This window comes from Enterobacter sp. J49, from assembly GCF_002148625.1.
GTDB classification, from domain to species: domain Bacteria; phylum Pseudomonadota; class Gammaproteobacteria; order Enterobacterales; family Enterobacteriaceae; genus Enterobacter; species Enterobacter ludwigii.
The window spans coordinates 82838-95164 of sequence record NZ_MWPY01000020.1 but is presented as its reverse complement, the minus strand read 5'-3'; the positions used below and the strand labels follow the sequence as shown (position 1 = coordinate 95164).

At 54.2% G+C, this 12327-nt stretch carries 12 protein-coding genes and 2 pseudogenes; 4 read left to right on the top strand and 10 right to left on the bottom strand.

Translation table 11 applies throughout. The features are described 5' to 3' along the window. Positions 1-107 precede the first annotated feature (107 nt). Together BJP35_RS03680 and BJP35_RS03675 are read left to right on the top strand one after the other, a co-directional pair. Positions 108-1487, top strand: coding sequence for a carbohydrate porin (locus tag BJP35_RS03680; RefSeq protein WP_020882722.1), 1380 nt, complete (start codon positions 108-110; stop codon positions 1485-1487). A 140-nt stretch (positions 1488-1627) separates the two neighbouring features. Then, on the top strand, positions 1628-2533 hold the full coding sequence (locus BJP35_RS03675) for a DMT family transporter (RefSeq protein WP_020882723.1): 906 nt from the start codon (positions 1628-1630) through the stop codon (positions 2531-2533). Between the two features lie 40 nt (positions 2534-2573). Here the strand turns inward: BJP35_RS03675 and nepI are convergent, their stop codons facing one another. Beyond that, entirely contained in the window at positions 2574-3764 is a 1191-nt protein-coding gene (gene nepI, locus BJP35_RS03670; RefSeq protein WP_020882724.1) for a purine ribonucleoside efflux pump NepI, read from the bottom strand. 207 nt (positions 3765-3971) lie between these two features. Here nepI and BJP35_RS03665 point away from each other — a divergent pair, with 207 nt between their 5' ends. After that, positions 3972-4970 carry an aldo/keto reductase gene (locus BJP35_RS03665; protein WP_086462907.1) on the top strand — a complete coding sequence of 333 codons (999 nt, stop codon included), beginning with the start codon at positions 3972-3974 and terminating at the stop codon, positions 4968-4970. A 65-nt stretch (positions 4971-5035) separates the two neighbouring features. On the opposite strand, the pseudogene BJP35_RS03660 reads toward BJP35_RS03665, so the two are convergent. The 6 genes and pseudogenes from BJP35_RS03660 to BJP35_RS03635 form a co-directional block, all read right to left on the bottom strand. Next, positions 5036-5191, bottom strand: a pseudogene (locus tag BJP35_RS03660) (acetyl-CoA C-acetyltransferase); the annotation flags it as partial. Beyond that, entirely contained in the window at positions 5161-5364 is a 204-nt protein-coding gene (locus BJP35_RS03655) for an acetyl-CoA acetyltransferase (RefSeq protein ID WP_047355950.1), read from the bottom strand. The gene BJP35_RS03655 and the pseudogene BJP35_RS03660, both read right to left, overlap by 31 nt. Further along, positions 5361-5774 carry a carboxymuconolactone decarboxylase family protein gene (locus tag BJP35_RS03650; protein WP_025206518.1) on the bottom strand — a complete coding sequence of 138 codons (414 nt, stop codon included), beginning with the start codon at positions 5772-5774 and terminating at the stop codon, positions 5361-5363. Before BJP35_RS03650 ends, BJP35_RS03655 begins: the two co-directional genes overlap by 4 nt. Next, positions 5761-6981 (bottom strand): MFS transporter, encoded by a 1221-nt coding sequence (locus tag BJP35_RS03645; RefSeq protein ID WP_025206519.1) that lies wholly within the window; start codon positions 6979-6981, stop codon positions 5761-5763. The genes BJP35_RS03650 and BJP35_RS03645 overlap by 14 nt, the downstream gene beginning before the upstream one ends. A gap of 21 nt (positions 6982-7002) precedes the next feature. Then, a pseudogene (locus BJP35_RS03640) lies at positions 7003-7629 on the bottom strand (HAD family hydrolase); the annotation flags it as partial. Between the two features lie 38 nt (positions 7630-7667). Next, complete coding sequence (locus BJP35_RS03635) at positions 7668-8015, bottom strand: hypothetical protein (RefSeq protein WP_086462905.1); 348 nt, start codon at positions 8013-8015, stop codon at positions 7668-7670. A 186-nt stretch (positions 8016-8201) separates the two neighbouring features. Between BJP35_RS03635 and BJP35_RS03630 the strand changes: the two genes are divergently transcribed. Then, positions 8202-9122 (top strand): LysR family transcriptional regulator, encoded by a 921-nt coding sequence (locus tag BJP35_RS03630; RefSeq protein WP_063925788.1) that lies wholly within the window; start codon positions 8202-8204, stop codon positions 9120-9122. On the opposite strand, the gene BJP35_RS03625 is transcribed toward BJP35_RS03630, so the two are convergent. The 3 genes from BJP35_RS03625 to uhpT all read right to left on the bottom strand — a co-directional run bounded on the left by BJP35_RS03625 (position 9119) and on the right by uhpT (position 12307). Continuing rightward, positions 9119-9571, bottom strand: a complete 453-nt coding sequence (locus tag BJP35_RS03625) for a DUF1198 domain-containing protein (RefSeq protein WP_014167992.1) — start codon at positions 9569-9571, stop codon at positions 9119-9121. The genes BJP35_RS03630 and BJP35_RS03625 overlap by 4 nt on opposite strands. 186 nt (positions 9572-9757) lie before the next feature. Beyond that, the gene (locus BJP35_RS03620) at positions 9758-10762 is read right to left on the bottom strand and encodes an alpha/beta fold hydrolase (RefSeq protein ID WP_047742708.1); all 1005 of its coding nucleotides are present in this window, start codon (positions 10760-10762) and stop codon (positions 9758-9760) included. A 153-nt stretch (positions 10763-10915) separates the two neighbouring features. Continuing rightward, complete coding sequence (gene uhpT / locus BJP35_RS03615) at positions 10916-12307, bottom strand: hexose-6-phosphate:phosphate antiporter (RefSeq protein ID WP_020882733.1); 1392 nt, start codon at positions 12305-12307, stop codon at positions 10916-10918. Positions 12308-12327: the final 20 nt, after the last annotated feature.

Genomic DNA, 12327 nt, shown 5'->3' with positions numbered 1-12327 from the left:
CTGTACCTAAAATAGAAATCCACTTGTTCTGATGATAGCGACAAACTCTGTCAGATCGGAGCGGGATGGTTATTGTCTGAATAAAATTAAACTATATTGAGATAACCATGAATTATATTAAAAAACTTCCATTAACCATGGCGGTTGTCGCCGCGCTTTGCCCAATTTCTGTACTCGCACAAGAATTTACGCAAGAGCAAATCGACGCCATCGTGGCGAAAGCGGTAGACAAAGCGCTGGCCGAACGGCAGGCCAAAATGGACGCCGCCGTCGCGAAAAAAGCGGACGTGGTCACCGAACCGCAAAGCGCGGCGCAATCACCGGACCTCGCGATTCCGTTTGGGGTTAAATTTACCGGCTATGCCCGCTACGGCGCGCACTTCCAGGCAGCCGATCAGAAATACGTGGCGGTAGACGGTTCCTATAACGGCGCATCCGCGATTGGTCGTCTGGGTAACGAAGGCAACGGCGGTGAATTCCAGCTCTCCAAAGCCTTCAAGGGGGACAACGGTGCCATCTGGGACATCAACGTGATGATCGACCACTGGGGCGACGAGGTTAACCTGAAAAAAGCCTATGCCGGTGTGACCAACATTATGGCCTCCAACCCGAACGCCTACTTCTGGGCCGGCCGTGACTTCCACCAGCGTCCACAGCAGGGTATCAACGATTACTTCTGGATGAACCACGACGGCCAGGGTGCCGGGGTGAAGAACTTCGACATCGGCGGCGTGCAGTTTGACGTTGCCGCGGTGGCCGCGGTGGAATCCTGTAGCCCGGAAGTGATGGAAGATGAGGCGAACCCGTCGCGCATTACCTGTACCGGCGGTTCCGGCACGGGCGACAAAGGTAACTACGCTGCGACCTCAAAAATCCACGGCATGAAAGTCGGCCCGCTGGATCTGGAGCTGTACGCGAACTACGGTTTTGACTCCAAAGCCATTGAGAGTGAAGAGCGTCTGAAGGCCTGGCAGGGCGGCGTGGTGCTGAGCCACACCAACGACAGCGGCGTGAATAAGGTGATTGCCCGTTATTCTGATAACTCGGACAACAGCGTATTCAACAAAACCGAGGATCTGACCACGGTCTACGCCAGCTTCGAAGGGTTGTACAAATTCACCCAGGCCACGCAGGTGGAGTACATCCTCGCCTTCCACGACTATGACAACAGCCGCGATAAAACCGACAACCGTAAGAACTACAACGCCATCGTGCGTCCGATGCACTGGTGGAACGACGTTCACTCCACCTGGCTGGAAGCGGGCTGGCAGCACGTGGATTACGACAATGGCGGTGATAACAAAGGCTGGAAGCTGACCCTGTCGCAGAACATGTCTATCGCCATGGGGCCAGAGTTCCGCCCAATGCTGCGCTTCTACGTGACCGGCGGCAAAGTGGATAACGAACGCACCGCCCGTGTGAACGGTACAAAAGATGAGACGCTGGATGATTTCAACGTCGGCGCGATGTGGGAAGCGTGGTTCTAAGCAAGGTAAAAGCAAAACGGCAACGCACGTTGCCGTTTTTCGTGTTTGCCCCCTCTCCCCGTGAGTGAGGGCATCAGGCCACACCGCACCCGGCAAGACCCATGTTATGCTACACAAAAACCAACATAACAGGGGAGAACATGGGTTCCACACGTAAAGGAATGCTCAACGTTCTGATCGCCGCCGTTTTATGGGGCAGCTCAGGGGTTTGCGCACAGTACATCATGGAGAAAAGCCAGATCTCGTCCCCTTACCTGACGATGATTCGCCTGCTGTTTACCGGCGTCATCTTGCTGACCCTCTCCTTCGTGCATGGCGACAAGATTTTCTCGGTCATCAAACATCGTAAAGACGCCCTCAGCCTGCTGTTTTTCTCGCTGGTTGGTGCGCTCACCGTCCAGCTCACCTTCCTGCTGACGATTGAAAAATCCAACGCGGCGACGGCCACCGTGCTGCAGTTTCTCTCGCCAACGATCATCGTCGCCTGGTTCGCGCTGGCGAGGAAAAAACGTCCCGGCGTGTTTGTTTTATCCGCCATTTTGACGTCACTTGTCGGCACCTTCCTGCTGGTCACCCACGGCGATCCGACCTCGCTCTCCATCTCCCCTGCCGCCCTGTTCTTCGGTATCGCCTCGGCCTTTGCCGCCGCGTTTTATACAACCTACCCGTCGACGCTTATCGCCCGCTACGGCACGCTGCCGATTGTTGGCTGGAGTATGTTAATCGCGGGGGTCGTGCTGACGCCGTTCTACGCCGGACGCGGGACCACATTTGTGATTGATGGCAGCCTGCTGCTGGCGTTTTTCTATCTGGTGGTGATTGGCACAGCGCTGACGTTCAGCCTGTATCTGAAAGGCGCGCAGATGATTGGCGGGCCGAAGGCGAGCATTCTGAGCTGTGCCGAGCCGCTGAGCAGCGCCCTGCTGTCGGTGATTTTGCTTGGGGTGGCGTTTACGCTGCCGGACTGGCTGGGCACGCTGCTGATTGTGTCGTCGGTGGTGCTGATTTCGATGGATTCGAGAAGACGGGTTCAGACATCGGCGTAGCCTGATATCCCCTCTTCCCTGTGGGAAGAGGGGGATTTACTTATTTCGCTTTAACCTTACTCGCCACCAGCAGCGCCGTCAGCAACATCAGGGTTCCTGAAATCACCAGCGGTGACGTCAGCCCCAGATGGTCCAGCGCAACGCCGCCGATCGCCGCACCGCAGGTGTTCGCCAGCTGGATCACCGCGACCTGAATCGACCCGGCTTTTTCCGCCTGATCGGCGAGCGAGCGGGTGATCCACGTCGACCAGCCCACCGGCACCAGCGCAAAAGCAAAGCCCCAGATAATCGCAATCGCCGACGCAACCCACTTATCGCTGCCCCACAGCACCAATACCGCAGCGCTAATTGCCAGCACCAGCGGCGCGCCCGCCAGCGCCACTTTCAGGGAACGCTTCAGGAACGCGGACGACAGCGAGGTGCCGACAAAGCTGGCGATACCGAAGCTCAGGAGCACCAGCGTCAGGCCATCCACATCAAACCCGGCCATGTTCATGAATACCGGGCGGATATAGGTGAAGAAGGCAAACTGTCCGGCAAATGCCATAAAGATGGCGGTCATCCCCGCCAGCACGCCCGGGCGCTTCAGCAGGCTGAACATATTCTGTTTATGGTGTGCCGCTTCCCCCGGTAAGGACGGCAGCGCTTTCCAGACCCAGAGAATGCATAGCACCCCCATCACCGCGGCAGCGTTAAAGACGTTACGCCAGCCGATGATCCCGCCAAGGAAACTGCCCAACGGCGCAGCAATGACCAGCGCAATCGAAACAGCACCAAAGATCACGGAGAGGGCTTTCGGCACGGTGCGCGCGGGAACCAGACGCATGGTGAGCGAGGCCGACATCGCCCAGAAACCACCTAATCCCAGCCCCAGGCAGGCGCGACCCAGCAGCAGCAGGGTGAAGTTATTGGCAAAAGAGACCAGCAGGCAGGAGAGCGTCAGCAGCACGCTGAACAGAATGACCACTTTGCGGCGGTCGATGGTGCCGATCACCTGGGTAATAAACAGGCTCGCGAACATCGCCACAAAGGCGGTCACGGTGACGGACTGCCCCGCCACGCCTTCGGAAATGCCCAGATCCTGCGCCATCGGCGTCAGCAGGCTCACCGGCAGAAACTCAACGGTAATCAGGCAGGCAACGCAAAATGCCACGGAGAAAACCGCCGACCAGTTGGGGCGAGTGACCTCCTGGGTCTGCGGTCTGGGTGTGGGCTGAATGTGTTCTGTCATGGCGTCACCTGAAGATAAAAACGTGCGGAAAAGTCGCGCAGTTTATCATCAAAAGTGTGACGGATTTAACGATTTGACAACTTTTGTCGTTTTTAATGAGCCTGAAGAGAGCGCGTCGTCGACTGATACCTTTTCTGCATAACGAAAATGAAAATTCAGTATCCACATTTGAGGTGAAACAATCATAGCGTCTGAAAAGGAGAAACTATGAAAACACGTAATTTATCTCAAAATCTTACCGTCAGTGCCGTCGGCTACGGTGCCATGGGTCTGAGTGAATTTTATGGCCAGACTGATGACAACGCCTCGCTGCGGGTATTGCATAGCCTCATCGATCTGAACGTGACGTTTATTGATACCGCAAATTTATATGGCCGTGGTCATAATGAAAGACTAATCGGTCATTTTCTTGCCGGGCTGGATAAAAGCACTCGCGAGCAGTTCAAAATAGCCACGAAATGCGGCATCGATCGCTCTCCCGACGAGTCTTATGCCCGCACCATCAACAATACGCCTGACTATATCATCCGCTGCTGTAATGAGTCCCTCAAGCGGCTTGGCGTGGAGCGAATCGACCTCTTTTATCTACACAGACTGAGTAACACCACCCCGGTCGAAGAGAGTATGGATTGTCTGCGCACCCTTGTGAAAGAGGGCAAGATCAACCACATCGGCCTTTGCGAAGTGTCGGCGTCAACGCTGCAACGGGCCCATGCGGTACATCCGGTCACCGCGCTGCAAACGGAATATTCTCTCTGGACACGCGATATCGAGGAAAGCATTCTGCCGGTCGTGAAATCGTTAGGCATTGGTCTGGTGCCCTACTCACCTCTTGGCAGAGGCTTCCTGACGGGAAAATACCTGAACAATAGCGAATTTGCAGAAGGTGATTTCCGTAAAAATAACGAGCGCTTTATGCAGTCCAGCCTCGATCATAATCGCCAGCTGCTCGATGTCATCCACCCGCTGGCGGCGAAATACGGCTGTACCGCGGGTCAGATTGCCCTTGCCTGGCTGTTAGCGCAATACGATCGGCTGGTTCCCATCCCGGGCACTAAGCACACCGGCTATCTGGCCGAGAACGCGCGCGCTGCCAACATTGAGCTTGAGAAGAGCGATATTGAATCATTGAACAACCTGCATCGCCGGATAGCGATTAAAGGCGATCGCTATTCTGCCGAGGGTATGAAGGGCGTGAACGCCTGATACCTCATCATGAAAATAAAAAAACCGGGTTTTCCCGGTTTTTTTATATCGGATACGCCGTGCCGTTAGCGATAAACGCTCAACGCGACGCCTTCCCCACCACCTACGCACAGCGCGGCGACGCCACACTTGCCGTCATTACGGACCAGGGCATGAACCAGCGTCACCACAATCCGGCAGCCGGATGCGCCTATCGCATGCCCAAGCGCGATTGCCCCGCCGTAAGAACCTGACCCATAATGACCTGAGAGATATCACTGGCTTCTACGCCAGATTCTTTCAGGAGCGCCTGAATGACCCGGCTTCCCAGGTCAGCGGCGGAATGCTCCGCAAGCGCGCCCAGAAATGCGCCCGTCGCCGTGCGGCGGGCTGCAATAATGACAACCTCGCTCATGCGTCACTCCCTTTCAGTCCCGGCAACGTATGACCCGTCGCAGCGATTGCCGCACGGTAGGCGGTAAGACCGTTCATACAGGCGGGAACGCCGGCATACACCGCCATCTGTATCACAATTTCAAGCAGCTCTTCCGGCGTCACGCCGGTGTTGAGCGCGCCTCTCATGTGCAGTTCCAGCTGCGGCATAGCATTACCCAGCGTCACAAGCGAGGCGACAGTCAGCATTTCGCGCGTTTTGAGTTCCAGTCCCGGACGTCCCACCACATCCCCGAACGCATAGTCGGTTATCAGGGCGGGCAGGCCCGGGTCCAGTTCGCTCAGGCGGCGGGTGACTTTATCCGCGAGCCCTGCTTCAAGACGGTCCATGATCTCTCTGCCATAGCGCGTGCGGTCATTAATTTGACTCATAAGATTTCTCCATACGGGATTGTTTTGCGGTCAAGGTTGCAGGAATAACCGCGACAAGCAGAACGGACAGGCCGATAGCCGTGCCGGCGACGATATACAGGAGCGGCATTGAAAATGATGAAACCATCCAGGCACCGACCGACGCGCCGATACCAATGGCGGTATTGAAAAACGAAACGTAGATTGCGGAGGCCGGGAAGGCTTTATCTTCAGCCATACGTAAAACCCACGTCTGGAAGCCGACAAATATTCCTGACACGGCAACGCCCCAGATAATCATGCTGGTGAATATCAGCGCAGCAGAGAGCGAGGAACCTGACAGGCCCAGGAACAGCAGCACTGCACAGATCAGCAGTACAGACAGCGAAACCGTCAGCTTGAGATACTTATCAATCATCACGCCGGTCAGGAAATTACCGGCCAGACCCGCGATGCCGTAAACAAAAAGCACGGCGGGAATAAAGGCGGTGGACAGTAAACTCTGCGTGTGAAGCCAGGGTTCAATGTACGTAAAGGCGGCAAAGTGCGCCGTAACAGCCAGTAGGGTTGCTGAGTAAATTTTCCACAGGGTAGACGATTTCAGCACGCCCTTAAGCGCATCCAGGCCAAGCGCGCTTTTGCTGGCGATCTGGGGAACAAGCACGCTAATACCCACAAAGGCAATTACGCTCAGCGCGGCCATCAGCCAAAATGCCTGCCGCCAGCCGAAGTGGATACCAATGTAGTTGGAAACCGGTACGCCAAAAACGCTTGCTGCGGAAACGCCACCAAATACGATTGACGTCGCCGCACCAATATATCTGGCAGGAACCATGGCAACCGCCGTTGCGCCGATCATCGCCCAGAATGCACCGTGAGCAAGCGCGCCCAGCACGCGGGCACTAAGCAGCATTCCGTAGGTGTTTACCGTCGCGGCCATGACGTTAGAGATCAGAAGCACCACGGTGAGCACGAGTAAAAGCCGCTTCTTAGCCACATTGCCTAAAAAGACGGAGGCAAACAGCGCACTCAACGCCCCCACCCAGGCATAAAGCGACACGGTCATGCCCACCGCGGATTCCGAAGACCGTAATCCCTCTGCGATTGGCGTTAATAATCCGACCGGCGCCAGTTCGGTAGTGACAATAGTAAACGTTGAAATAGCCAGAATGAATAACGCAAGCCATGACCTTAACGTCATATTTTGCGGAGAGAGTTCTGAAGTCATACTACTTACCTCAATAATGGTTTAAATAATGTGCCAATTTTTTTCTGCTGCATATCGGGTAAGCGCGGAATGCTCTCCCACACAGACGGGATGCCCAATGGCTTCGAGCATTGGAATATCCGAAAGATCGTCACCGTAGGCATAACAATCCGCTGGATTAATCTCCTTATCCCGGCAAAACGTCATCAGGGCGTCTTTTTTACCCGCTCCAATTGTTTGGGGCAGGCCGATTTCCCCCGTCAACTCGCCTGCGTCATTTATTATCAACGGAGCACAGAGTATGTCCGTTACCCCAAGATATTTCGCAATGGGTGACAGAATCGGAAGCATAGAGCCCGATATAAATACGATGTACATGTTCTGTCTCTGATGGCTTTTAAGTGCTGAAACGGCACTCTCAATAAAAAATTCGTTTTCTGGCTTACGCCTGAACCATTCATCGCCCATTTTTTCCAGATAACGACAAGACACACCTTTAAACTGGCGATAATACTCTCTGTTGAGCGTCTCCCCTGGCACACCGTTTTTTACGTCGACGCGAAAGCGAGACATATAGCGTTGAAGACGATCGTTTTGATTATTTTCCCTGCACCAGAAGTCATAGAAATCAAACATGCTTTTAATATTTATCAGCGTCTCATCAACGTCAAAAAATGCGGCGTGGTTTCATCGCGCCACTGACGATACTACTGATAGTTATGGGCGGGCACCTCAACGTGACGAAACTGAATATAATTAGATTCGGGTAAACTCTTTTTATTATCGATTGGGGATTCAACAAACTTAAGCAGTTCGCGACGAATATCGGCAGAAAGAACAACAGAGAAACGATGGAATATGGATTCCATTTCACTCTCAGCACACGCAATTTCTTTAATGTCATTGACAGCGCGCAGTTCCAGCAGTTCATTAACACCGTTTTCTTCACAGGAAAAATAGCGAACGTTTTCATTGCTTTTTAAGGAGATAAAATCTTTCTCTGTAAAAGTATTTTTTAACGGGAAGCGTGATACCAGTACATATTTAGATGACATAATTACTCCGAATATTGATTGAGTGAGGATTCTGGTAGAAATTTATCAATATAGGAAACAATTGGAATTGTTAAATTTGTAATATATTTTTGGTATTACTGTTGAAATGGGTTTACTGCCCGCATTTAGCGTGTAATATCGAAATGGAAAAAAGACGAAATACCTTTTCGCATTCAGGACCCACGTATGGCCACAGCAGAACATTTAATCAGCAATAACCTGCCCAGTATCAAACAATTACAATGCTTTCTCGCTGTCGCACATGAACTGAACTTCCGTAAGGCTGCCGAACGCCTACGCATGACTCAACCGCCATTGACGCGTCAGATAAAATGCCTTGAAGCGGTTCTGAAACGTCAGTTGTTCAGCCGCAACACGCATGACGTTAGCCTCACAGAAGCAGGCCGTGCGCTGGTTGTTCAGGCTGAAAAAATACTCAAAGACATCAGTAACCTAAAAGTAGATCCTCTCTCTTCTGAAACGAGCCTGCGTATTGGACTCACGCGGACCCTTAATTTTGAATATATTGAACCCGTGAATTCCCAGCTTCAAAAAATGAACGCGGGAGATGATGTCGAAACGCCGGACCTGACGTCAGCCCAACTGCTGCAAAGCTTGTCTAAAAACATGCTGGATCTGGTGCTGACCGGTGAAAAAGGAACGGGTCACGAAGACATTGTTCAATACCGCTGGGTCTGCCAGGAACCGTTGCTCATCGCAATGCCCTCTTTACACCCTGCCAGCCTGAAAGAGAAAGTCGCGCTGGAGGATATTAGCGATCTTCCCATTTTCTGGTTTTCCAGAAGTGCCAACCCGTCATTTTACGACAAATGCGAAAGCTACTTTGATACGCTGAAAACGCCTCTGAAGCGGATAAAAGAGCCGGATGATACCCTTGTGATGCTAAGCCGTATCGCAAGAGGGAAAGGATTTGCGCTACTGCCTCAGTCGAAATGCACCTTTAATCAGGAAGGACTTTGCTACCGTGAACTCACGGACGCCGAGGCAAAAAGGTTAAACATAGATATCTATGCCGCCACTCGCCTCAATGAAAATAGAGAGGAGATTCTTAACGCACAGAATGTGTTATGCGGGAAAACGGCTTAATGCAGGTAAAACACGCCCTCTTCCGGCAGGAAAAGCTGGTTATAGCGTAACTGGAAGGCGTTTAGCTCCTGCGGGTCGGGCTCCATTTCACGCATAAAACCCAGCGTCAGACGGACCTGCGCGTCCGTGATCGGCGCGGCCAGACGGGCTTTACGCAGCATACGGTGCCAGGCAAGCAAATTCTCTTCACTGCCGTCGACAATGCAGACCTGCCAGATCAGCAGCACCTGGGCCGCGTTTTGCAGATGCGCTTCGTCCGGGCGTTCAAGGTAGCGGATAAACTCATTGCCGGGCGTTTTACCGAACTGATCGATCATCGATTCTACAGGAACCGGGGTGATCCCCAGCCGCTCGCTCAGGCGTTTAATTGCGCGACGTGAATCTGAGGTCAGGACCCGAAATCCCACCACAAACACCACGGCAAGCGTTGCCAGCATTATCCAGACCATGCGTTCTCCTCTACGTCAGCCGCTCATCATAGCGGGAAACGCGCGGCGTCGACAGCGGTCAAGGCCATAATAGTACAGTGAAAAAAGGTGGAAAATCGTTATGAGGGCAGCGCCAGGCATGCTGGCGTGTAGTGCGCCGAAGACAGCCCGCGCAGGACGGGCTGCGGGGCTGTTGCTTTAGACCGGTCAGCGTGCCTGCAGCCCTTTCAGCAGCGCGTCATGGAAGCGCTGAGGGTCCTGCATCTGTGGCGCATGACCCATGTCGTTAAACTCAACCAGCGTCGCATGCGGAATGCGTTTTTCCGTCTCCTTACCCAGTACTGCATAGTTGCCCAGCGACTTGCGGATCGCCGGCGGGGCGAGGTCTTTCCCGATGGCGGTGTTGTCTTTGGTACCGATCATCAATAATACCGGCATCTTCAGTTCACCAAATTCGTAGATCACCGGCTGGGTATAAATCATGTCGTAAAGCAGGGCTGAGTTCCAGGCGACACGCGTTTTGCCCGGCCCATTGTTCAGCCCGGCCAGCATCGTCACCCAACGCTCATACTCCGGCTTCCATTCCCCGGCATAGTAGGTATTTTTCTCGTACTGACGAATACCATCGGCGCTGGTTTTAAGTTCACGCTGATACCACTGATCGACCGTAATATGCGGTACGCCGCGGGCTTTCCAGTCTTCTAAACCAATCGGGTTGACCATCACCAGCTGTTCCACTTCCTGCGGCCACATGAGCGCGTAGCGGGTCGCCAGCATGCCGCCGGTCGAGTGCCCAATAACCGTCACGCGATCGACGCCGAGCTGCTTAAGCAACGCGTGGGTGTTATCCGCCAGCTGCTGGAAGGTGTACTGGTAATGCTCGGGTTTGGTGGATTTACAAAAACCAATCTGGTCTGGTGCCACCACGCGGTATCCGCTGGCGGAAAGCGCGCGGATAGTCCCCTCCCACGTTCCGGCGCAGAAGTTTTTACCGTGCATCAGCACCACGGTGCGGCCGTTGGGTTTTTCTGGCTTAACGTCCAGATAGGCCATATCAAGCGGCTGATGTTGCGAGGTAAAGGTGAAATGCTTAACCGGCCAGGCGTAATCAAACCCTTCCAGCTTCTCGCCGTACGTCGGCGCATCCGCCGCCAGGGCGGGGGAGGCAAGCGCCACCAATAGCGCAAGACAGGATAGTCGTCGGTTTACCATGCAAGCTCTCCATAACAAAACGGACAAAAGCCGCGGGGTGCGGCAGCAAAATTAAAATGTAGAGCATTGCAGGGAGCGGGTCTGTAAAGGGGGGTAAAGGTGGGATGTAAAAAAAGCCCGGCGGTCAACCGGGCAAAGAAGTTACCTGCACACTCAGGCTACTTTTAATTTCTGCATCCGATTTTCACGGCGGATCTTACGTTCTTCCAGCACCGCGACCATCGCCATCAGGACGATACAACCGATGGCGGCGGCATCCAGCGCGGCAAAGGTCCCGGCCCAGCCGGTGAGGCCGAAAATCGGCGTGCCGTCGGCGATCATACCCAGACCCAGCTTGGCGAAGCTGTCACCGATCAGGTAGGCGAAGGTGCCTTTAATTCCATCGGCAGCGCCGATCGCTTTTTTCGGTACGAAGCCGACTGCCGCCACGCCGATCAGCAGCTGTGGACCAAACACCAGGAAGCCGAGCGCGAACAGGGACGCCAGGTAAACGTACTGGTTGCTGGCGTGCTGGTAGACGCCGAGCGTGGCGATAATCAGCGCCAGCGCGACGCAGGCCACCAGCGCGCGGCGACCATTGGCGAGGTCCGAGAGCCAGCCCCACAGCAGCGTGCCGACCAGCGCGCCCACTTCGAACAGGGTGAAGCCCTGAATCGCGACTTCTTTGGAGAGCTTCAGCTCCTGGAAGGCATACACGGTGGACCACTGGTCAATGCCGATGCGCACCACGTACAGGAAGATGTTGGAGAAACAGAGCAGCCAGATCACTTTGTTTTTCAGCACGTACTCAACAAAGATCTGCCATTTGGACATCTCGTTTTCTTCGGTCTCTTTGTCCTCTTCGCTGATCTCCTCGCCGAACAGCTCTTCGGCTTTGCCGAGGCCGTAAGATTCCGGGGAGTCGCTGCCGTAGCGCAGGCCGATAAAGCCGACAATCAGGGCGATAATCGACGGGAAGATAAACATGCCGATCACGTGGCCGTCGAACAGGTAGTTCGCGCCGAACAGCGCCACGCCTGCCGCACCTGCCCCACCGAGGTTGTGGGAGATGTTCCACATGCCGAGGTACGAACCACGCTTGCGGCGAGGGGTCCATTTGGTGATGGTGGAGTAACTGCACGACCCGCCGGTACTCTGGAAGAAACCGCTCAGGGCGTAGAAGGCGATCATCATGAACAGGCTGACGGAACCCGCGCCCATGCTGGCGCTGAAGCCGAGCATACAAATGGCGGAGAGGATCAGCATAAACGGCAGGAACTGCTTGGTGTTTTTGCCGTCCGCGTAGTAGGAGACGACGGTTTTACCCACGCCGTAAGTGATGGAGAAGCCCAGTCCAATCATCCCCAGCTGCGTCATGCTCAGCCCGTAGGTTGAGATCATGTCGTTCTGCGCGATGTTAAAGTTTTTGCGGATCAGGTACATGGTCAGGTAGCCGATAAAGACCACCAGGTAAGACTGCATGAACGGTTTGAACCACATTTTACGCCGCACATCGAGCGGCAGATCCAGGGTCGGCTTGCGCACCTGATTTAAGAAGGCCAGCATGATTGGTTTACTCCTGAGCT